This window comes from Hymenobacter profundi (assembly GCF_019334315.1).
Classification (GTDB): Bacteria; Bacteroidota; Bacteroidia; order Cytophagales; family Hymenobacteraceae; genus Hymenobacter; species Hymenobacter profundi.
In genome coordinates this window covers 1-20,230 of record NZ_JAHWGL010000058.1, presented here as the reverse complement: position 1 = coordinate 20,230, position 20,230 = coordinate 1, and the positions used below count along the sequence as shown (strand labels likewise).

19 protein-coding genes are annotated in these 20,230 nt (G+C 56.6%); 10 read left to right on the top strand and 9 right to left on the bottom strand.

The window, feature by feature from the left end; translation table 11 throughout:
- The first annotated feature begins 12 nt into the window (after window positions 1-12).
- The 3 genes from KYK14_RS13775 to KYK14_RS13765 all read left to right on the top strand — a co-directional run bounded on the left by KYK14_RS13775 (window position 13) and on the right by KYK14_RS13765 (window position 2,274).
- Complete coding sequence (locus tag KYK14_RS13775) at window positions 13-399, top strand: group III truncated hemoglobin (protein ID WP_219159577.1); 387 nt, start codon at window positions 13-15, stop codon at window positions 397-399.
- A 91-nt stretch (window positions 400-490) separates the two neighbouring features.
- Window positions 491-1,429, top strand: coding sequence for a helix-turn-helix domain-containing protein (locus tag KYK14_RS13770; protein ID WP_219159575.1), 939 nt, complete (start codon window positions 491-493; stop codon window positions 1,427-1,429).
- Between the two features lie 92 nt (window positions 1,430-1,521).
- Entirely contained in the window at window positions 1,522-2,274 is a 753-nt protein-coding gene (locus KYK14_RS13765) for an SDR family oxidoreductase (RefSeq protein ID WP_219159573.1), read from the top strand.
- 62 nt (window positions 2,275-2,336) lie between these two features.
- On the opposite strand, the gene KYK14_RS13760 is transcribed toward KYK14_RS13765, so the two are convergent.
- Together KYK14_RS13760 and KYK14_RS13755 are read right to left on the bottom strand one after the other, a co-directional pair.
- The gene (locus tag KYK14_RS13760; protein WP_219159571.1) at window positions 2,337-3,386 is read right to left on the bottom strand and encodes a response regulator; all 1,050 of its coding nucleotides are present in this window, start codon (window positions 3,384-3,386) and stop codon (window positions 2,337-2,339) included.
- Complete coding sequence (locus tag KYK14_RS13755) at window positions 3,364-4,965, bottom strand: sensor histidine kinase (RefSeq protein WP_219159569.1); 1,602 nt, start codon at window positions 4,963-4,965, stop codon at window positions 3,364-3,366. The genes KYK14_RS13760 and KYK14_RS13755 overlap by 23 nt, the downstream gene beginning before the upstream one ends.
- Window positions 4,966-5,201: 236 nt before the next feature.
- Here KYK14_RS13755 and KYK14_RS13750 point away from each other — a divergent pair, with 236 nt between their 5' ends.
- Window positions 5,202-5,549, top strand: a complete 348-nt coding sequence (locus tag KYK14_RS13750; RefSeq protein ID WP_219159567.1) for a YbbN family protein — start codon at window positions 5,202-5,204, stop codon at window positions 5,547-5,549.
- Between the two features lie 88 nt (window positions 5,550-5,637).
- Here KYK14_RS13750 and KYK14_RS13745 read toward each other — a convergent pair whose 3' ends face one another.
- On the bottom strand, window positions 5,638-6,246 hold the full coding sequence (locus tag KYK14_RS13745) for a superoxide dismutase (protein ID WP_185282455.1): 609 nt from the start codon (window positions 6,244-6,246) through the stop codon (window positions 5,638-5,640).
- A gap of 177 nt (window positions 6,247-6,423) precedes the next feature.
- Window positions 6,424-6,870 (bottom strand): nucleoside deaminase, encoded by a 447-nt coding sequence (locus KYK14_RS13740; RefSeq protein ID WP_219159565.1) that lies wholly within the window; start codon window positions 6,868-6,870, stop codon window positions 6,424-6,426.
- A gap of 128 nt (window positions 6,871-6,998) precedes the next feature.
- Between KYK14_RS13740 and KYK14_RS13735 the strand changes: the two genes are divergently transcribed.
- The gene (locus KYK14_RS13735; RefSeq protein ID WP_185282457.1) at window positions 6,999-7,544 is read left to right on the top strand and encodes a YceI family protein; all 546 of its coding nucleotides are present in this window, start codon (window positions 6,999-7,001) and stop codon (window positions 7,542-7,544) included.
- Between the two features lie 75 nt (window positions 7,545-7,619).
- Here the strand turns inward: KYK14_RS13735 and KYK14_RS13730 are convergent, their stop codons facing one another.
- The 4 genes from KYK14_RS13730 to KYK14_RS13715 form a co-directional block, all read right to left on the bottom strand.
- On the bottom strand, window positions 7,620-8,189 hold the full coding sequence (locus KYK14_RS13730; RefSeq protein WP_185282458.1) for a hypothetical protein: 570 nt from the start codon (window positions 8,187-8,189) through the stop codon (window positions 7,620-7,622).
- A gap of 59 nt (window positions 8,190-8,248) precedes the next feature.
- Window positions 8,249-8,707, bottom strand: coding sequence for a hypothetical protein (locus KYK14_RS13725; protein ID WP_219159563.1), 459 nt, complete (start codon window positions 8,705-8,707; stop codon window positions 8,249-8,251).
- A gap of 269 nt (window positions 8,708-8,976) precedes the next feature.
- A complete protein-coding gene (locus KYK14_RS13720; RefSeq protein ID WP_219159561.1) occupies window positions 8,977-12,597 on the bottom strand; it encodes an ABC transporter permease/M1 family aminopeptidase in 3,621 nt (1,206 codons plus the stop codon).
- A gap of 170 nt (window positions 12,598-12,767) precedes the next feature.
- Window positions 12,768-13,658 carry an ABC transporter ATP-binding protein gene (locus KYK14_RS13715; RefSeq protein ID WP_219159559.1) on the bottom strand — a complete coding sequence of 297 codons (891 nt, stop codon included), beginning with the start codon at window positions 13,656-13,658 and terminating at the stop codon, window positions 12,768-12,770.
- 208 nt (window positions 13,659-13,866) lie between these two features.
- On the opposite strand from KYK14_RS13715, the gene aspS reads away from it, so the two are divergent.
- Window positions 13,867-15,633 (top strand): aspartate--tRNA ligase, encoded by a 1,767-nt coding sequence (aspS, locus tag KYK14_RS13710; protein ID WP_219159557.1) that lies wholly within the window; start codon window positions 13,867-13,869, stop codon window positions 15,631-15,633.
- A 78-nt stretch (window positions 15,634-15,711) separates the two neighbouring features.
- Here the strand turns inward: aspS and KYK14_RS13705 are convergent, their stop codons facing one another.
- The gene (locus KYK14_RS13705; RefSeq protein WP_219159555.1) at window positions 15,712-17,226 is read right to left on the bottom strand and encodes a DUF4394 domain-containing protein; all 1,515 of its coding nucleotides are present in this window, start codon (window positions 17,224-17,226) and stop codon (window positions 15,712-15,714) included.
- A 343-nt stretch (window positions 17,227-17,569) separates the two neighbouring features.
- On the opposite strand from KYK14_RS13705, the gene KYK14_RS13700 reads away from it, so the two are divergent.
- The 4 genes from KYK14_RS13700 (at window position 17,570) to KYK14_RS13685 (ending at window position 20,073) form a co-directional block, all read left to right on the top strand.
- Window positions 17,570-17,845 (top strand): autorepressor SdpR family transcription factor, encoded by a 276-nt coding sequence (locus KYK14_RS13700; protein ID WP_219159553.1) that lies wholly within the window; start codon window positions 17,570-17,572, stop codon window positions 17,843-17,845.
- Window positions 17,842-18,498, top strand: a complete 657-nt coding sequence (locus tag KYK14_RS13695; protein WP_219159551.1) for a hypothetical protein — start codon at window positions 17,842-17,844, stop codon at window positions 18,496-18,498. Before KYK14_RS13700 ends, KYK14_RS13695 begins: the two co-directional genes overlap by 4 nt.
- Before the next feature lie 28 nt (window positions 18,499-18,526).
- Entirely contained in the window at window positions 18,527-19,186 is a 660-nt protein-coding gene (locus tag KYK14_RS13690; RefSeq protein WP_219159549.1) for an SdpI family protein, read from the top strand.
- 77 nt (window positions 19,187-19,263) lie between these two features.
- Window positions 19,264-20,073, top strand: a complete 810-nt coding sequence (locus KYK14_RS13685) for a 3'-5' exonuclease (protein ID WP_219159547.1) — start codon at window positions 19,264-19,266, stop codon at window positions 20,071-20,073.
- Window positions 20,074-20,230: the final 157 nt, after the last annotated feature.

The window sequence follows — 20,230 nt, the reverse complement described above, 5'->3', positions numbered from 1 at the left end:
TTTTTTCGCGCCATGCCTGCTTTAGCTGATATTCAAACCGAAGCCGATATCAAGCTGCTCATCGACAGCTTCTACGACAAAGTAAACCAGGATGAGCTGCTGGCGCCCATTTTCAACGGCGTGGCGCACGTGAACTGGGCTGCGCATCTGCCTACCATGTACGACTTCTGGAGCAGCCTGCTGCTGGGCACCGGGCGCTACCGTGGTCGGCCGTTTCCAAAGCACCTGTCGCTACCCGTCGATGCCACGCATTTTCAGCGGTGGCTCGCGCTGTTCCGTGCCACAGTAGACGAGCACTTTGCTGGCCCCAAAGCCGACGAAGCCAAGCAACGGGCGCTGAGTATCGCCACCGTCTTTGAGTACCGTATCCGGCAGTACAATTCGCTGTCGATTCTGTAGACCAGCGCGGAGTTAGGATGAGGAGTCGCACAGGAATAGCGTAGCCACATCTAAATAGCAGTACCTTTGATTTATACAAAGGCAACCAGCTATGCATTCTCCTCTGCTCACCGAGTTTTACCAGGAACTTACCACCTGCACCGGCTCCGACCTGAACGCGCTGCTACCCAGCGGCATTCAGCAAGAGGTAGGGCATTTCAACGTGTTTAACCTAGACGAGCTATGGCAGCCCGCGCGCGAAAAACCCGCGGCGCCGTATGCCTGTCGGTCCTTCTACAAGATCAGCCTGCTTACCGGGCGTAGTCGGGTAGATTATCCCGACAAAAGCTTCGACCTGGAGCAGTCTACCTTGTTTTTCTCTGCCCCCCAAACGCCGCACTACTGGTTGCCAGAAGAAAGACAAAGTGGGTATTTCTGCGTGTTCACGCCGGAGTTTTTGCTGCCAGCCAAAAGCGGAGTAGTGCTCGAAGAGCTGCCGCTTTTCAAAGCAGAAGGCTACCCCGTTTTTCACCTGTCCGAGGGGGTAGGGGACCGCGCGCAGTCGGTTTTCCAGAGAATGGAGGAGGAAATGGCTTCCGATTACGCTTATAAGTACGACCTGCTGCGCACCTACGTGCTGGAACTGATTCATCTGGGGCAGAAGCTGCAACCCGCCACCGCGCTGCATCCCGTGCATAGTGCCGCGGCCCGCCTTACCTCGTTGTTTGCGGAGCTGCTGGAACGGCAGTTTCCGCTCGAAACGCCGCAACAGCAATTACGCCTGCGCACGGCCAAAGACTACGCCGACCACCTGGCCGTGCACGTCAACCACCTCAACAAAGTGCTGAAGGAAACCACTGGCCGCACCACCACCGACTTGCTTGGGACGCGCATTGCGCAGGAGGCGCAAGCCCTGCTGCGGCAAACGCACTGGACGATGGCGGAAATTGCCGATAGCCTGGGCTTTACCGACGTGGCCCACTTTTCTCATTTCTTCAAGCGCCACACGCTGGTAGCGCCCGGCGCGTTCCGGAGCATGGAAGTGGTTTGATTTCTACATAAAACGGATTGCCTTGCGCAAGTTGGGGTAGGGGCAGCTGCCGGACCTTTGTCGTGTTCTAGTAAACACGTCAATTCTATCAGATGACAACTTCCAAAATAGCCTTGGTAACCGGCGGCAGCCGGGGTTTGGGCAAAAACATTGCGCTGAGCCTAGCGCACAAAGGCATCGACGTACTGCTCACCTACCACAGCCAGCAAGCTGCCGCGGCCGCCGTGGTAGCAGAAATTGAAGCACTCGGCCGCAAGGCCGTGGCCCTACAACTCAATACCGCCGACGTGAGCAGCTTCGACATATTTTTCGCTGAGCTACCCAAAACGTTGCAGGCTGCTTTCGGCACCACGCGCTTCGATTTTCTCATCAACAACGCCGGCACCAGCATGCAAGCTCCCTTCGCCGACACCACGGAGGCGCAGTTTGATGAGATGCTGAATATTCACCTCAAAGGCGTCTTCTTCCTCACGCAGAAGGCGTTGCTGCTGCTCCAGGATGGCGGGCGCATCATCAATATGTCGTCGGCCACCACGCGTATTTCCTACCCCGGCGCATCGGCGTATGCTATTATGAAGGGCGCAGTGGATGTGTTTACGCGCTACCTGGCCGTGGAGCTGGGCGCGCGGGGCATTGCCGTAAACGTGGTAGCACCGGGCGCCATCTTCGGGGGCGGGGCCATGACCGATACGCCAGAAATACGGGCGTACGTGACCCAGATGACTGCCCTCGGCCGCCCAGGCCTGCCCGACGACGTAGGTGGGGTAGTGGCTTTCCTGTGCACCGAAGACGCGAAGTGGCTCAACGGCCAGCGCCTCGAACTGACCGGCGGCGTAAGCCTATAACCAGCTAAATAGCAACAAAGAACCCTGACAGGGCTTCAAGCCCCTGTCAGGGTTCTTTGTTGCTACCAGTTGGCGGCCCGCAGCTTGTCGGGTTGCGTCACCCGGATGCCCTGAGGCGTCAGGTCCACGTAGCCGGATTGGCGGAACTCGCTCAGGGTCCGAATCAGTGACTCGGTGGCGGTGCCGACCATGGCGGCCATGTCGTCGCGGGAGACTTGGATGAGGGGCGCGTCGGCGGTGGCTTGCGCGTGCAAGTGCAGCAGCGTATCGGCCACGCGGCGGCGGATGGAGTTGTAGGCCATGTCCAGCAGCTGCTGCTCCCGCTCGCTCACGCGCCCGGCCAGCAGACGAATAAACTGCTGCCCTACCTCCGCGTTGCGGGTGAGCAGTTGTAGAAAGTCGTGCTTCGGGATATACACCAGCTCGGCATCGTCGAGGGCCACGGCCGAGTCGTCGTAGGCGGTTTGCGTGAGCAGGGAGAGGTAGCCGAAAAAGTCGCCGGGGTGGTAGAGGCCCGTAATCAGCTCTTTGCCCGCGTTGGTAGTCTTCACCGTTTTCACCCTACCCGATTTCAGGAAATACAGCCGAATGGGCTCGTCGCCTTCCACGTAGATATCCTGCTTGCGGCGCACGGTGTGCACCCGGCGGTCGGCCGAGAGGCTTTCCAGGTTGCCCACGGCCCGGGCATCGTCCAGAAACTCGGTTAGGCCCTCGGCTTGCAGGTTGTACTCGGGCTTGAGGTGCTGAAAGCGGTTGAGGCGGCTCGTGATGGCGCTCAGCAGTTCGGTTTCATCGAAAGGTTTGGTGAGGTAGTCGTCGGCGCCTAGCTCCATGCCGCGGCGCAGGTCGGTGCGCTCGGTTTTGGCGGTCAGGAAGATGAACGGCACGCCCGAAAGCTGCGGATTCTGATTGAAGATGTGCAGCACCCCGTAGCCATCCAGCACCGGCATCATAATGTCGCAAATCACCAGATCGGGCTTAGTCGCCAGGGCCTGTTCCACGCCTACCTTGCCGTTTTCGGCCGTGACGACGGCGTAGCCCGCCAGCTCCAGAATCTCGGCCGTATTTTCGCGTAGCGCCTCGTTGTCCTCAATCAGCAGAATGGTCTTCATAGGGAATAGTAAGCGTAACGGTGGTGCCCACGTGCAGCTCGCTGTGTAGGGCAATGGTGCCGCCCAACAGCTGCAAATAGCTGGCTACAATGTAGAGCCCCAGGCCCGTGCCGGGTAGGTTGGTGACGTTGCGGGCGCGGAAAAACCGCTCGAACAAGTGCTCCTGGTCTTCCGGTGAAATCCCTACCCCCTGGTCCTGCACTGTAAGCGTGAGCAGGTCCCGGGCGCAGGTGGCGCGCACCGTCACCACCGAGTTTTCGCCGGAATACTTGATGGCGTTGGAAAGCAGATTGACCAGAATCTTGCGCAGCAGCGACGTATCCAGCCAAATGGGTTGGGCGCAGTGCAACTCGGTCTGGACGGTTTGGCCGGCCTTCAGCAGCCCCTGCACGTCCTGTATGGTTTCGGTAAGGAGGGCGTCGAGCAGCAGGCGCACCGGTTTGGCCTCAATCTTACCTTCCTCTATGCGCCCCACCGACAGAAACTCTTCTAGAATGTCGTTGAGGTGGCGCACCGAGCCGCGAATGCGCTGCAAGTGCTTCTGGCGTTTGTCCTGCTGATCGGTGTGTGGGTATTTCTCGATGAGGGTAGCCGAGGTGAGTACCGCCGTGAGCGGGGTGCGAAACTCGTGCGAGGCCATGCTCACAAAGCGCGACTTCAACTCGCCCAGCTCCTGCTCGGCGGCCAGGGCGCGGGTCAGTTCGTCAGTGCGCTGCTCCAGCTGTTCCAGCGTGTTTAGTAGGGCATGGGTGCGGTCGGCCACTTTTTGCTCTAGCTCGGCGTTCAGGCGCTCCACGTACTGGCGCTGGGCAATCAGCTCGCGCTCAGCATTTTTCTTGAAGGTGATATCGACGATGTAGGACACCACGTACAGCTCCTCATCGAGGTAGAAATAGCTGAGGCTGATTTCGGTTGGAAACTCGCTGCCGTCTTTGCGGCGGGCCAGCAAGTCGCCGCGGTGGGCGCCCATGGCCCGCACCGAGGGCTGGGCGTTGAAGGACTGGCGCAGCTGCTCGTGGCGTTGGCCCACGGCACGGGGAACCAGCACCTCAATAGGCTGGCCCAGTAATTCATCTTCTGCGTAGCCAAACAACTGGTGCGAAGTGCGGTTAGCCGACACGATTTCGCCCGCTCGATTGCACATGATAATGCCAATGGTGGCATTGGCCACCACCGCTTCGAAGCGCCGCACGCTCTGGGCCAGCTCGCGCTCGGCCTGGTGCAGGCGGCTTTGCTCGGTGAGGCGCACCAGCAGGTAAGGCTTTTGCTCAGAGGTGAAAGCGGTCAGCTCGATACGCGCCCAAAACGGCGCGCCCTGCAAGCGCTTAATTTCTGCTTCTGTTTCGTGGTGCCCCTGCTGTTGCGCTAGTTTCTGCAAGTGCTGCCAATCTACGGCAGTCAGCGGCTGAGAAGGGTCTGAGGCAGCTAGCAGAGCCTGTTCCGAGGGGTAGCCCAGCAGGTGCACCCCCGCCGGATTAACCTGCGCAAACCAGCCGAGCGCCACATCATACACCCCCACAAACTCCTTGGTCTGGTTGAACAGAATATCCGTCAGAGTAGGTGTGGGAGGTGGTAGCATACGGCAGGAAATCGGACTAGGGTAGGCGGCTATGGGTCATTTCTCCTACTCGCTTGACGCGCAACATGATCGAAATGACGTTTTGTTATAGGCTATTCAGGTCAACATTCAGTAGGCCAAAGTTCAGCATAAATCAGATGGAAGCTGCATGATAAATGTCAGGTGGCCAGCTGACCACCCTCAGGAGAAAAGGTAAGCGGGAGACGCAATTTTACGGCAGTATCTAGCACTCTGCCGTGACGTCCGTTTCCCAACTCTCTCCGCCGCCGCACACCACCGACACTGCCGTGCTGCTGGTGCTGCTCCCAGTCACTACCCCCGATAGTCGGCAGCAGCACCGAATTCGGGTGGCGCTAGAGCAATTGCAGCAGCAGCTCAGCCCAGTTATACGGGTGCTCAAAATCGACGAAGCCACGCATCCGGCAGTGGTGCACAGCTTCCATGCCCAGCAGCTGCCCGCGTGCGTGCTGGTGCGACAAGGTGTGGAGCTGTGGCGGCAGCAAGGACTACCAAATGCCGAGAACGAGGTAGCCCTATTATTTGAAAAGCTAACCCACAATGACCCTACCTACAAAGTCCCCTAACAGTGGTAATAACGTGGGTATGAAAAGAAAAAGCCCTTCTGCACTGTGCAGAAGGGCTTTTTCGTAAAATAGCTAATCAAGCTACTACTTAGCTGGCAGCCGAGAAGCGCTTGTTCACTTCATCCCAGTTGATGAGGTTGAAGAAGGCCGCGATGTAGTCGGGGCGTTTGTTTTGGTACTTCAGGTAGTAGGAATGCTCCCACACGTCGAGGCCCAGGATGGGGGTGCCATTGCAGCCGGTGTCGGGCATCAGGGGGTTGTCTTGGTTGGGGGTAGAGCAGATTTGCAGCGAGCCATCGGGCTGCTTGCACAACCACGCCCAGCCCGAGCCGAAGCGGGTAGTAGCGGCTTTGGTGAATTCTTCCTTGAATTTCTCGTAGCTACCAAATGCCTTGTTGATGGCCTCGGCCACGGCGCCCGTAGGCTCACCGCCACCGTTGGGCGACAGAATCGTCCAGAACAGCGAGTGGTTCCAGTGGCCGCCGCCGTTGTTGCGCACCGCAATGGGAGCCGTGGCAATGCTCTGCATCAGGTCTTCCAACGACTTGCCTTCCAGCTCGGTGCCGGCAATGGCGTTGTTGAGGTTGGTTACGTAGGCCTGGTGGTGCTTGGTATGGTGAATTTCCATCGTTTGTGCGTCAAACGAGGGTTCTAATGCGTCGTAAGCGTAGGGAAGGGCGGGCAGTTCAAAAGCCATAGGAGTAGGGGTTGTAGGTGAAAAAATACGGGAAGCCGAGTGACTACCCGTTATCATAACCGCCGGATGGGGGAGGGGGTTACAAAAAAAGACCCAAGCCACCGGTACAACGTCCAAATATAGCGTTATTAGAATTTAATCCTGGCTTGGCCCGCCGGGCACGCGTGCTACTCTACTCTATTTACGCTTACGCGCGAAAAACTCGCGCATCAACTGGCTGCTCTCCTCGGCCAATACGCCGCTCACCACCTCGGCACGCGGGTGTAGCAGGTGGCCGTGGCGGCGGTAGCCTACCTTGGGCTCGTCGGCCCCATACACCACGCGCCGTACCTGCGCCCAAGCCGTGGCGCCGGCGCACATCACGCAGGGCTCTACGGTCACGTAAAGTGTGCAATCGGCCAGGTATTTGTTGCCCACGTGGTTGGCGGCGGCCGTGAGGGCCAGCATTTCGGCGTGGGCCGTCACGTCGCGCAGCTTCTCGGTTTGGTTGTAGGCGCGGGCAATGATCTGGCGCTCCAGCACCACCACGGCCCCAATCGGAATTTCGTCCTCGGCCAACGCGTAGCGGGCTTGTTTGAGGGCCTCGCGCATGTAGTGGTCGTCGTTGAGTAGGGAGAGCGTCATGGCATCAAAAGTAAAACCGCCGAACACAATAGAAATTAAAATATATATGTAGGTACATTGATTTGTTGAAATATGTACCTACATTTGTTGCGTCAACATCGCACTCCACATTTTCATCTCTCTTTATTATGGCTACCACCAACTGGACCCTCGACCCCATGCACTCTGAAGTGCAGTTCAAAGTGAAGCATTTGGTTATTTCTACCGTGACCGGCAACTTCAAAAAGTTCGAAGGTTCGGCAGTAACCGAAGGCGACACGTTCGAGGATGCTCAAATCAACTTCACGCTCGACGTCAACAGCATCGATACCAACCAGGAGGCCCGCGACCAGCACCTGAAGGCCGAGGACTTCTTCAACGCTGCGCAGTATCCCAACATCAAGTTCGAATCGACTTCCTTCAAAAAAGCCAGCGACGACACCTATAAGCTGCAAGGCAACCTCACGGTAAAAGACGTGACCAAGCCCGTAACGCTGGACGTAGAGCACGGCGGCACCGCCACCGACTTCTACGGCAACCTGAAAGCTGGCTTTGATGTGACCGGCAAAATCAACCGCAAAGAGTTCGGCCTGACCTGGGACGGCGTAACCGAAGCGGGCAGCATTGTAGTAGGCGAAGATATCAAGCTGGTTATCAGCGTACAGTTTGCTAAGCAAGTAGAAGCTGCTGCGTAAGCTCCTTGTTATTACATATACAAAAAAGCCACTCCTGCACAGGAGTGGCTTTTTTGTATGCACTGTTGATGGTCACTACTTCAGCACCACGCTTTCCATTACGGCCTGGGCCGTGGGTTGCCACTGGGCTTGCTCGTCGGCGGGGGCGGTGAAGGTGAAGATGTACTGCTGGTCACCCTCGATGGCGTATTGCACCAGCTGGTAGCGCCGGATGGGGGCCATATTGCTACCCCGGCGCGTGTCGTTCACCGTCGAGACAAACTCCAGCACCACGAAATCGCGCTTGTTGATGGTGCGAATGTCCTCGGCCAGAAACTGCACCTTCGAGTACATATTCTGAATGCTGGCCTTGTAAATCTTCACCAGCAAGGCGTAGTCGCGGTTGCTGAAGGAAGTAGGCTTCTGCGTCACGCTGAAATCGACGCGGCCGCTGGGGTTGCTGAACGCACCCAAGGGGCGGCGCTGGGCCGGAAACTTGGCCGCAATACCGTCGTCGGGGAGGGGCGCGAACGTGTCGGGCACGCCCACGGTGAGATTCTTGGCAATGGTAGTTTTGCGCAGCTTAGGCGGCGCCACGAAAGCCGTAAGCACCATTAGAAAGAGTAGGGGAGCCAGACGGCTAAGAAAACGAGTTGCTTGCATCATATAAAAACAAAAGTAGGGTAAGAATAACAACGGCGCGGCACTAGTGCCGCGCCGTTCCGTTAGCGCCGTTTTTTGGCAGAGGCCAGGGTAGGGTACTTGATGCGTACTTTTTTCCAATACACGTAGTTGCCGGTTTTGGCCTCTACCAAGTATGTGCCCGCCGGAATGCGGCCCAGCGATACGGGCTGCCCCGTATTGCTTTGCGGATCGAGGGCCGTGGTGTAAATAGGCTGATTCCGGTAGTTGGTCATTACCAGCGTGCCGGGTTTGGTGAACTGCTGCGTAAAGCTGAGCATAATCGTCTGCCCATCGGAGGTAGGGAATACGTCGATGCCCGAAAGGGTTTCTACGCGCTTAATAGGACCGTCGAGCACGATGGGCTCCACGTCGGATTTAGCTTTCACGACGGTGCCGTTTTCGGCTTTCGTCTTGGTTTTGACTTTAGTGGGAGTTTGGGCCTGGACGGCCGAAACAGTAAGGAAGGCAACAGCGAGAGACAGAAGAGCGGAACGTTTCATGGGTAGGGAAAAACAGAAGTAGCCGGGAAAACAAAGTCGTTTCCCGGCTACTTGCAGAAGTTGGGCCAAATGTGGTTTATCCAAGCATTATTTGTTATTGCCCAATTGTCATCACCCGTTTGTCGCCACCCGTTTTTCACCACCCGTTTGTCATCCTGAGTGGAGCGAAGGACCTTATCACGTGAGAACGAGTCGTTGGTACGCTTGTCGTTCACGCGTGATAAGGTCCTTCGCTCCGCTCAGGATGACAGAGGTAAGAAAGAATTCCCCTACTTCTCAACCGTCACGTCTTTCAGATTGTCGCTCGGCGTTCTGTCAATCAATAGGTTATAAGGGTCGATGCCGGCTTTGGCGGGCTTCTCGGGTACCGTCACACTCAGGCGGGTAGTGCCGGGGCGGAAGCGGCGTTTCTGACGGTAGAGCGTCACGTCCTGCCACTGACCGTTAATTTTCTTGCGGGCCAGCACGCCCACATCAATCAGGTCGTTCATATTGTTGGCGGGCGTTTCGTTGCCGAGGCTGTCGGCGTACACCTTCTTGGCGCTCAGTACCATGTTTACGCGGTATTGACCGTTGGGCAGCTTGCGGGCCGTCACGGAGTCTACCTTGTTCTCATATAGCGTGATGCGCTCGAACATATCCGTGATAAGGTACTGCAACGAGTCGGGCGTTACCTGCCGCAGGTGACGTACCAAATCCAGCGAGGTCGTGTAGGGCGGCTCCTGGTACTGCACCTCTTTGATGTAGCTGGAAAGCGCCTGGTTCACCTTGTCCTCGCCGATGTAATCGGCCAGGGCGTACATCACCACCGAGCCTTTGCGGTAGTGGATATACTGCTGATTTTCCACCTTATACAGCGGCTGCTCGGCAATGCGCTCCTGGGCCCGGCCGCCGAGGTAGCTGTCCATTTCGTACTTCAGAAACTTACGCATCATGGCCTCGCCGTATTTCTGCTTCATCACCATCAGAGCCGAATACTGCGCCAGTGTTTCCACCATCAGCGTCGAGCCCTGCGCATCGGCCCCGATTACCTGATGCGCCCACCACTGATGCGCTACCTCATGGGCCGTCACATAGTAGGGGTAATCCACGTCGTCGGGGTTGGTGGTGTCCACCTTGGCAATGAAGCCGATGCTCTCCGAAAACGGAATGGTATTAGGAAACGACTGCGCAAAGCTGCTATACCCCGGAAACTCCACAATGCGCACTTGCCGGTGCTGGTAAGGACTGAAATTCTTGGAATAATAAGCCAAGCCATCTTTCACGCCCCGAATCATGCGGTCGAGGTTGTACTCGTGGCCCGGCTGGTAGTAAATGCTGATATCCACGTTGTTCCACTTGGCCCGGCGCACCGCATAGCGCGCCGACTGAAACGAGTAGAAGTTTAGAATCGGCGCATCCATGGCGTAGCGGAAATAGCGGCGTCCGCCTTCCTGCCACTCCTTTTGGAGGTAGCCAGGGGCTAGCGCAATCTGGTCGGGCACGGTGCTGACGGTGGCCGTGAACCGCACCCAGTCGGCATCGTGGGCGATGTAGGTGTTTTGGCGGGCGGCCGTGTCGTTGAGCGGGCGCATGCGCGGCTTGGGTTTGAGGCCGTATTTTTTGCGGGCGCCTTCCTCGCTTAGCTCACTACCCTCGCTGTAGCCGAGGTGGGGCATCATGGCGCTGTTGATGAAGGTGCCGTTCTCTACAATATTGGTGCGGCGCGTGCTGTTCTCGAAGCCGGGTGCAGGGTAATAAAGGTCAAAGGATAGGGGGAGAGAGTCGCCGGGGGCCAGGGGGCGGGGTAGGCGCTGCACGTAGAGGCCCTGGGTGGAATCGGCCAGCACGGTGCGGGCGTCGGGGCCGACTTGCAGCTTCCGGATGCGGGCCGTGTTCAGCACGTCCAGCACCACAGAATCGATGGGCTGCTGGGTTTTATTCAGCACCCAGTATTGCCCGTGCGCCCGTGCCTCCTGCCGTCCGGGAAACAGATATACTTGCACATCCACGGCCACAATGCGCGGCTGGGGCAGGCGTTGGAGGCGCTTGTAGTTCTTTTCGTAGGCTACCCGGTCCAGCTCGTCCTGCTTGCCAGTGCGGTATTTATTGAGAACATTGGTGTTGTAGAAAATCCAAGCGCCCAGCCCCACAAACGCCAGCAGCGCCAGCGCGAGCGTGATTTTGGCCGGGGTGCTGAAACGCCTCTGCGCCAGCTCCTGCCGGGTGGCCCAGGTGGTTTCGGTGCCGCGCACCCACAGCAGATTGGCTACCACCGCCAGGGCCACGGCCAGTGCCGCCCAGTATGCTTTAAACCAGAAATACGGCCCAATGAAGTGCCCAAAGCCATTGAGCGCCGAGTAGCGAATGCCGGGATCAGAGCCATAGAGTAGCAGGTTGTGTTCCAATCCTACCTGTCCAGCCACAAACACCACGAATACGAAGTACAGAACCATCACCAAGTGCCCCATGTACTTGTTATTGACTACTACCTGCACCACCACCGCCAGCGTTACCAACAACCAGAAATCCAGCAGCTTCAGGCCAAACAGCCAACGCAGATATAGACCAATTTCGAAGTGGTAGTAGCCGTAAGAAATCTGAGTGAGCAGGCCAAACACCAGTACCACCACCAGTAATACCACTGGTACCAGCAGTAGGGCCGCCAGCTTGGAGGCCAGGGGCACCCAGTTCGGAATGGGTAGGGCGTCGTAAAGCTGGTTCATGTGGGCGTCCCGCTCGCGCCACACCAGCTCCCCGGCGTAAAACGTGACAATGGCCAGCAGAAATAGCGTAAACGAACTGGACAGGGCCTCGATAATTTGGCTAGTGACAGGATAAGTAGGAGTGTCAAGAATTTTACCGAGTTGTAGTGATACAGCAAGTAAATAAGCCAGGCCCGCCACCACAATGGCAATGAAGTAGGGGCTGCGCAACACGTCACGCAGCTCCTGCCACGTTAGGCGGGCCCATTGCCGCAGGTGCTGGCCGGTGCCGAAATCCTGCTGTACCTGGGGTAGTACCAGTGTACCCACCGGCTGCACCGTCTGGCCCAGGTCCTCGGGGCGCGTACGGCGTAGGCGCACGGTGTCCACGGTCTGCCCAAACCGAAACCGCAGGTAGCAGAACGTCACCAGCAGCAGCCCCACACCCAGCCACAGCAGGCGGTTGAGGCCCAGCAGGCCGGTGGGCGTAATCAGGCGGGTGTTTTTCTCGGCGGGTGTCCAGTATTTGGTGAGTAAAGACAGCGCCCCGTTACCCATGGGGTCGAGCAAAGATGCCAGCGTTTGGTTGTCGAGGTCGGAAAGTTGACTTTGCGCCACGAAATAGAGCACCAGAAAAATAATACTGCCCACGTAGGTGCTCAGCGCCTGCCGCGTAAGGGTAGCCAGCACAAAGAAAATAGCCCCGGCAAACAGCGCGTTCGGCAACACAAACGTGAGGTAGGGCATCAGGTAGGCCCCTACCTGCGACGGTCCCAGCTTGGTAGCCGCAATGCCCGGAAACAGTGTGCCAATCCACAGCCCTACCCCAATGCCGCTGAAGACCAGCAGCGTAACGAGCAAGGTGCCGAAGAAGCGCCCACCCAAATAGCCGGCTTTGCTGATGGGCGCTGTGTACAACAGCGGGTGCATCCGGCTATCAAAATCGCGCAGCACGGCCGGCCCGAACATGGCCGAAATAATCAGTACACCCGGCACAATGGTGAGCACGCTGATCAGCCCGTTGAGCGCAAAGGGCGAGTTGATGTACACCTTGCTGTTGCCCACCGACGCCGTGACGCCTTCAAAGAAGCCGCCCGTCATCAGCATCATCAGCAAGCCAATGCCCAGCAGAATAAAGAAATAGATATACGTAGCCGGCCGTCGAAGCCGGTACCAAAGTTCAAACTTGAGAATAGCGAGAAACATGCGAGGAAGAATAAGAAGGGTAGAAATGACGCTGGTGATTACCCCACCCCCTAGCCCCCTCCCCTCCGGGAGAGGGGGAACTAGTCTTAGGTTTAAATTCTAGGTCTAGGACTCTAAAATCTAAAAGCTAGTCCCCCCTCTCCCGGAGGGGAGGGGGCTAGGGGGTGGGGTTACGCCAATGCCACCTTCCGCTCAGCCTGCGCAATGCGGGCGAAGTACACGTCCTCCAGGGTAGGGGTGATGCCCTCATAGTCTGAGCCGGGCTGCGCGTCGCTGACCACGTGCACGATGGTGCGGCCGGCAAACAGGCGCGTCGAAATCACTTGCTGCTCCTGTTGCAGGACGGACAACTGGTCTTTGTCCACGGTGCGGCGCCAGAGCTGGCCGTTCAGCTCCTGCATCACCAGCAGCGGGTCGCCGGTGAGTAGCACCTGGCCTTTGTTGATGATGGCCATGTTGCGGCACAAGTCGCTCACGTCGGATACAATGTGCGTACTCAGAATCACAATGATATTCTCCCCAATTTCGGCCAGCAGGTTGTGGAAGCGGTTGCGCTCGGCTGGGTCGAGGCCGGCAGTGGGTTCATCCACGATAATCAGGCGCGGGTTGCCCAACAGCGCCTGCGCAATGCCGAAGCGCTGCTTCATGCCGCCGGAGTAGCCGCCCAGGTTTTTCTTGCGCACCTCGTAGAGGTTGGTGCGCTGGAGCAAGCCGTGTACTACCTCGCGCCGTTGCTTGCTGTCGCTGAGGCCTTTGAGTACGGCAAAGTGGTCGAGCAGCTGTTCGGCCGAAATCTTGGGGTACACGCCAAACTCCTGCGGTAGGTAGCCCAGCACCCGGCGCACGGCGTCTTTATTGCGCAGCACATCTATATCGCCCAGCGTGATGCTGCCGCTATCGGCCTCCTGTAGGGTAGCAATGGTGCGCATCAGCGATGACTTGCCGGCGCCGTTCGGGCCGAGCAGGCCAAACATGCCGGTCGGGATGCGCAAGGATACATTTTGGAGGGCGCGTACGCCGTTGCCATAGGTCTTCGATAAATTCTCGATAAGTAGCTCCATCGTGCTGCTGACTGATTGGTAAGGGATAGGAATGATGGGGATAAGATAGCGGAAACGCTATAGAAGTTGCGTAGTAATATTTATTTCTCGCAGAGGAGTGTGGAGGTAGGCGCAAAGGTCCGCAGAGCGCGACGACAGTTGACGTTAGAACTCCGCGCACCTCTGCGAGAAATTCGTTTTACCTTCGCAACCGTAAAACATTACCACTATGCTTCGTACGCACACCAATGGCGAGCTTCGCCTCGAAAATGCTGGTCAAACTGTAACGCTTGTTGGTTGGGTGCAGCGCACCCGCGACAAAGGCGGCATTTTCTGGATTGATCTGCGCGACCGGTACGGCATCACGCAATTGGCACTGGAAGAAGGCCGCGAGGCCGAAACCCTACGCGAAGCCGCCCGCGAGCTGGGTCGCGAGTTCGTGATTCAGGTGACCGGCAAAGTGGCCGAGCGCTACTCCAAAAACGACAAGATGCCCACCGGCGCCATCGAAATCCGAGTAGAAAGCCTGGAGGTGCTCAACCCGGCCAAGCTGCCGCCCTTCCTCATCGAAGACGACACTGACGGCGGCGACGACCTGCGCATGAAGTACCGCTACCTCGACCTGCGCCGCACGCCCGTGCGCCAGAATTTGATGCTGCGCCACCGCATGGCCCAAGCCGTGCGCCGCTACCTCGACGCGCAACAGTTCATCGAGGTGGAAACGCCCGTGCTCATCAAAAGCACGCCCGAAGGCGCCCGCGACTTTGTGGTGCCCTCGCGCATGAACCCCGGCGAGTTCTACGCCCTACCCCAGTCGCCCCAAACCTTCAAGCAGCTCCTGATGGTATCGGGCTTCGACCGCTACTTCCAGATTGTGAAGTGCTTCCGCGACGAAGACTTACGCGCCGACCGCCAGCCGGAGTTCACGCAGATTGACTGCGAAATGGCGTTTGTGGAGCAGGAAGATATTCTGAACACCTTCGAAGGCTTGGTGCAATACCTGTTTAAAGAGGTGAAAGGCCTGGAAATCGGCAAGCTACCCCGCATGGACTACGCCGATGCTATGCGCTACTACGGCAACGACAAGCCCGACACGCGCTTCGAAATGAAGTTTGTGGAGCTGAACGACGTAGTGAAAGGCCAGGGCTTCCCGGTGTTCGACAACGCCGAGCTGGTCGTAGGCATCAACGCCATGAGTTGCGCCGCCTACACCCGCAAGCAGGTAGATGAGCTGACGGAGTTCGTAAAGCGCCCCCAACTGGGTGCTACCGGCTTGGTATACGCCCGCGTAGAAGCCGGCGGCACCGTGAAGTCTTCGGTGGATAAGTTCTACTCGCAGGAGGAGCTACAGAAGTGGAAAGCTGCTTTCAACGCCAACGAGGGTGATTTGCTGCTGATCTTGGCCGGCCCTGCCGATAAAACCCGCAAGGCCCTGAGCGAACTGCGCCTAGAAATGGGCCAGCGCCTCGGCCTGCGCGATAAGGATACCTTCTCGGCCCTGTGGGTAGTAGACTTTCCCCTGCTCGAATACATCGAGGAAGAAGGCCGCTACTTCGCGATGCACCACCCCTTCACCTCGCCCAAGCCCGAGGACGTGGCCCTGCTCGATAACCCCGAAACCATCGGCCAGGCCCGCGCCAACGCCTACGATATGGTCATCAACGGGGTAGAGGTAGGGGGCGGCTCCATCCGTATCCACGACCGCGCCGTGCAGGCCCAGATGTTCTCCTTACTCGGTTTTAGCCCCGAGGAAGCGCAGGCGCAATTCGGCTTCCTGCTCGACGCTTTTGAGTACGGCGCCCCGCCCCACGGCGGCATCGCCTTCGGCTTCGACCGCCTGTGCAGCCTCTTTGGCGGCGCCGACTCTATCCGCGACTTCATCGCCTTCCCCAAGAACAACTCGGGTAGGGACGTGATGATTGACTCGCCCTCCGAGATTTCGCAGGCGCAACTGAAGGAGTTGAGTATTAAGACGGATGTGGTAGCGGGGAAGTAGAATTTCTAGAAAGTAACACACATAAGAAAGGGGCGCCTGATACTTCAGGCACCCCTTTCTTATGTGTGAATAGGTATGTTAGAAACCCAGGCCCACGGCCATAGCGCGCAGGGGGGTAGGAAGGTCGGCGCCTTTGGTGGCGGCGCCGGAAGTCAGGTTGATGGTGTACACGCTGGCGCTGGTGCCTACCGTCAGCACAGCAAAGCCGGTGCCGCTGGTGCCGCCAATGTCAAAGCCGTTCACGCCGGTGGTGTTCACGCCTAGTGCGCCCACTGCTACCAGAGTACCGTTGTTAGGTGGGTCCTGGCGGTAGAGCTGGTCGTTGTTCGAGTCGATGTTGTAGAGTACCGTGGTGGTGGTACCAGCGAAGTTGTTGGTGTAGGCCGATGCCGTTACGTTGGGTGTACCTGGGTTCAATGGGCCATCTATAATAGCCACACCATCAATTGGGTTCACGCGCAGGTTGATACCTGTGTTGCTTATAATGCGGATGCGGTCTGCCACTGGATTGAAATCAAACCCAAATTCCACACCCGTGAGAGGTAGAAGCACACTGCCCACTACTGTAGCCGCGCCCGACGACATATTGATGGTATACACACGGTTAGTGCTGCCCAAGCCGTAGAGCTGGCCGGTAGCAGGGCGCATGTCTAGGCCCAAAATCTGCTCACCGCTCTGCACGCCCGTAATCGGCTTCGATACCTGCGTTTGGGGGCTGGTGGGGTTGAAGGTGATGAAGTTGTTGCTGGCATCTACGCCGTAGGCGACTGCCTGGGTAGGAATGGCCAACCCGATAATGTTGTTATCGTCGTCGAAATCGTCGTAGCGCGTGGCGCGGCCTAAGGTTAGGTCAATTTTGTATAGGCCCGAGCGATTGTCTACGGTGAGAGCGGCGAATGCGTCGTTGGTGCCGGCGGCAATGTCGAAACCACTCATGCCCGTCACGTTCACGCCTAAGTCGCCAATGGCTACCAGCGTACCGTTGTTGGGTGGGTCTTGGCGGTACAGTCGGTCGGTGGCTGGGTCAATGTCGTAGAGCGTCGTTGTGGCGGTGCCCGATACCGAGTTGGTGTAGGCCACAGCCGAAATAGCCGCGTTGGTCACGCCGTTGATGCTGCCATCGGTTGCCACTACGCCGCCGGTTTCAGGGTTCAGGCGCAGGTTCTGGCCGGTGTTGGTTACCAGGCGCAGGCGGTCTACGGTAGGGTTGAAGTCGATGGTGGCCATCGTACCGTTGATAGCAGGGGTGAAGGGGGCAGTTCCTACCATACGCGCTGCGCCGGTAGTAGGGTTGATAACGTAAAGTCGGCTAGTGTTGCCTAACCCATATAATTGGCCGGTGGCAGGACGGTAGTCGATGCTTATAATCTTCTCGCCGCTTTGCAGACCCGTGATGGTAACGGGGGCAGGCGATTCGTCGGCATCATTAGCATTTAACGACAACAGTTGGTTGTTGTCAGTCAGCGCCTGAAATCCCAGGTCGATTTTATCAACAGTAAGATCTTCCGAGTCGTCGTTGCAGGCAGTGAACATGCCTGACAGACCGAATGCTAAAGCCAGCGTGCCGGCAGTTTTTAGAAAGGAGTGTTTCATTGTGCTAGGGTTATTATTATACTACCCCAGCCTTACGGCACCCACTAGCGTTCAGATTGAATCAGCTTAATAATATATATAACTATTTGATATACAGTCATTAAAAAGAAATTAAAGCTAAATTAATAAGTTTTAATACCCTTTTTTAGCTGGAAGGAGAAATAGCACTGCCGTACCCCGAGGCCGTAGCAAACGCCATTAGTAATAAGAAATAGGCAAGCGTATAAGCATGCACGTTGGCGGCGCCATAGGTAAGTAAAACAAGCTGTTGGAAAATTTTCTTGAAATGGAGCTAGGGATTTTAGAGCTTATTTAGATATTTGTCTAAATATAAAACTAGTACTTGAACGCTCTCTTCAAAGCCCTCAACGACCCTACTCGCCGCGCCATCCTGGAATTGCTGCGCGACGGTCCCCGGACGGCCGGCGACATTGCCGAGGCCTTCCACTTCTCCAAGCCTACCATCAGCCACCACCTCGACCTGCTCCGCCAAGCCGACCTCGTCACCAGCGACAAGCAAGGCCAGTTCGTGACCTATACCCTGAACATGACGGTGTTTGATGAGATTATCGGTTGGATGATGCAGTTCAAAAATTCTTCCGATACCACTACTACATGAAGCCTTTATTCTCTATCCGTCAGAAGGTTGTATTGTGCAGTATTGTCGTCTTGCCACTACTATACATGCTATTCCTACTGGCTACGCTACCCTCCACGCAGTACCAGCATATCCCCTGGATCTTTTTATTGCCGATAACGGTAGCCCTCACGCAGATACTCACTGATTTTAGATTAATTGGTGCGCAACTAGTTCATATAGAGCGGTTTATTGGCAACCGTAGTCTTCGCAAGTCACACGGAGTAATAATAGCGTTTCTGAGCCTGCATTTCTGTTACTACTTGTACAATACCACGCATCCTGATACGATTTCGCCACAGTGGGTAGCAACTGTCATAGCTGTGTTCATGGCATTAATAGGCAATTATCAGGTAGCGTTAGGCCAGCCGAACTACTTGCTCCTTACGTTCAACACGCCTTTTATGCAGCACTACGGCGACTTGGTGACACGCAGTTACAGGCTAGCGGGGCGATTGTTATTTGCGAGCGGACTGCTGGTAATGCTACCCATATGGATCCTACCGGCTACCTATGCGCTGTTTCTTGTTGTCAGCTTAATACTAGGAGCTTATCTGCTAGCTGTTTTGCTTTTTGGTTGGCAATGCGGGCAGCGTTGGGTGCAGTTGAAAGTAGCTGCGGAAGGGCAATTGTAAAAGATTCATCATTCTATCTTCTCGCAGTATGAAAACAAACCTTTCCTTTTGGCATTTGCTGACGTTGGTATTATTGGTATTACCTACTATTTATTTAACAGGAGTATGGGATGAGCTACCTGCACAAATCCCTACCCACTTCGACATTAATGGGCAGCCAGATGGCTATACTGCCAAGGAGTCGATGTGGTGGCTGTGCCTGGTGGCACCGCTTGGCACCTATTTGCTACTGACGTGGTTGCCACGCTTCGATCCCAAACGGCGCATAGATAGTGCTGCTACCAACTTTCAGAAACTCCGCCTGACGTTGGTGGCCGGTTTGAGTGTATTCGGCTGCATGAGCTTATATGCAGCACTTCATCCTGGTACAATGATCGGAAAAGGAGGAGTGCTGGCGTTAGGTATTTTCTTCGCGCTACTCGGCAACTATCTCACGACAGTTCGCCCCAACTATTTTGTGGGCATCCGAACACCGTGGGCGCTGGAATTTCCCGCGATATGGGAGAAAACCCACCGGCTGGGCGGGCGGCTGTTCTTTTGGTCAGGACTGGTGGTGATGATAGCTACAGTTGTAGTATCCACCAAAGTCGCTAATACGCTGCTGGCCACGTTAATTCTAACTTCGGTGGTCATCACCTACGGGTACTCCTACGGCGTGTACCGCCAACAAGAGAAAACACTAGGGTAGTAGAACTGTTGAGATACATCAGCTCGAAACTCCTATCTTCGGCAGTAGTCCTCCTACCCTATAAATTCCCGGCCGGTATGAATGCCCTCCGCCACGTCGACTTGACGAAAGTCTTTCTTGTTGATATAGAAACAGTTCCCTGCGAAGATTGCCACAGCAAACTGAGCACCGAGCGCCAAGCGTTGTGGGATAAGTTTTGTGGCAAGCGGCACCAGCGCGAAATCACGGAGGGTAAAACAACCAGCGAATTGTTCGGCAACGCGGGGCTATACGCCGAGTTTGGCAAAATCGTGTGCATCTCGGTGGGCTACTTCCGCATGCTACCCGATGAGACGCTAGAGTTCCGCGTGAAGTCCTTCGCCGATGATGATGAGTGCGTGGTGCTGAAAGGCTTTGCCAACTTGCTGGACCGCCACAAGCCCTTTGGCGACATGCGCAGCCGCTTCCCCGGCGCCTCGCCCGATGGCTATTTCCTGTGTGCCCACAACGGCCGCGAGTTCGATTACGCCTACCTGGGCCGCCGCATGGTGATTTGCGGCATTTCTCTACCCCCCATGCTCGACATTGCGGGCTACAAGCCCTGGGACCTGCCCCACCTGCTCGACACCATGGATATGTGGAAGTTTGGCGACAACAAAGGCTATACGTCGTTGGCCTTATTGGCGGGCGCCTTCAATATTCCGTCACCCAAAGACGATATCGACGGCTCGCAGGTAGGGGAGGTATATTGGAAAGAAAAGAATCTGGCGCGCATCGTTACCTACTGCCAGAAAGATGTAGAAACCACTGCCCGCGTGCTGCTGCACCTCAGTGGGCAACGTGAACTGTGGTCTACCGTGGAGCTGATCCACATGCCCTGGCCCGATGTGAAGATGCAGGTGGCGTAAGCAAGAACCGCTGTTATTCTAAACAAAGCGAAGGACCTTATCATGTTGAACGAGTCGTTGTTGCGACAGTCGTTCATACGTGATAAGGTCCTTCGCTTTGTTTAGAATAACAGCGGTTTTTGCCTGAGCAAACACTTCTACAGCAGCCCGCTTACCA

Excerpts from the sequence above, each read along its gene's own strand:
- KYK14_RS13775 (WP_219159577.1), top strand. The coding sequence starts at position 13 with ATGCCTGCTTTAGCTGATATTCAAACCGAAGCCGATATCAAGCTGCTC.
- KYK14_RS13770 (WP_219159575.1), top strand. The coding sequence starts at position 491 with ATGCATTCTCCTCTGCTCACCGAGTTTTACCAGGAACTTACCACCTGC.
- KYK14_RS13765 (WP_219159573.1), top strand. The coding sequence starts at position 1,522 with ATGACAACTTCCAAAATAGCCTTGGTAACCGGCGGCAGCCGGGGTTTG.
- KYK14_RS13760 (WP_219159571.1), bottom strand. The coding sequence starts at position 3,386 with ATGAAGACCATTCTGCTGATTGAGGACAACGAGGCGCTACGCGAAAAT.
- KYK14_RS13755 (WP_219159569.1), bottom strand. The coding sequence starts at position 4,965 with ATGCTACCACCTCCCACACCTACTCTGACGGATATTCTGTTCAACCAG.
- KYK14_RS13745 (WP_185282455.1), bottom strand. The coding sequence starts at position 6,246 with ATGGCTTTTGAACTGCCCGCCCTTCCCTACGCTTACGACGCATTAGAA.
- KYK14_RS13740 (WP_219159565.1), bottom strand. The coding sequence starts at position 6,870 with ATGACGCTCTCCCTACTCAACGACGACCACTACATGCGCGAGGCCCTC.
- KYK14_RS13735 (WP_185282457.1), top strand. The coding sequence starts at position 6,999 with ATGGCTACCACCAACTGGACCCTCGACCCCATGCACTCTGAAGTGCAG.
- KYK14_RS13730 (WP_185282458.1), bottom strand. The coding sequence starts at position 8,189 with ATGATGCAAGCAACTCGTTTTCTTAGCCGTCTGGCTCCCCTACTCTTT.
- KYK14_RS13725 (WP_219159563.1), bottom strand. The coding sequence starts at position 8,707 with ATGAAACGTTCCGCTCTTCTGTCTCTCGCTGTTGCCTTCCTTACTGTT.
- KYK14_RS13720 (WP_219159561.1), bottom strand. The coding sequence starts at position 12,597 with ATGTTTCTCGCTATTCTCAAGTTTGAACTTTGGTACCGGCTTCGACGG.
- KYK14_RS13715 (WP_219159559.1), bottom strand. The coding sequence starts at position 13,658 with ATGGAGCTACTTATCGAGAATTTATCGAAGACCTATGGCAACGGCGTA.
- aspS (WP_219159557.1), top strand. The coding sequence starts at position 13,867 with ATGCTTCGTACGCACACCAATGGCGAGCTTCGCCTCGAAAATGCTGGT.
- KYK14_RS13705 (WP_219159555.1), bottom strand. The coding sequence starts at position 17,226 with ATGAAACACTCCTTTCTAAAAACTGCCGGCACGCTGGCTTTAGCATTC.
- KYK14_RS13695 (WP_219159551.1), top strand. The coding sequence starts at position 17,842 with ATGAAGCCTTTATTCTCTATCCGTCAGAAGGTTGTATTGTGCAGTATT.
- KYK14_RS13690 (WP_219159549.1), top strand. The coding sequence starts at position 18,527 with ATGAAAACAAACCTTTCCTTTTGGCATTTGCTGACGTTGGTATTATTG.
- KYK14_RS13685 (WP_219159547.1), top strand. The coding sequence starts at position 19,264 with ATGAATGCCCTCCGCCACGTCGACTTGACGAAAGTCTTTCTTGTTGAT.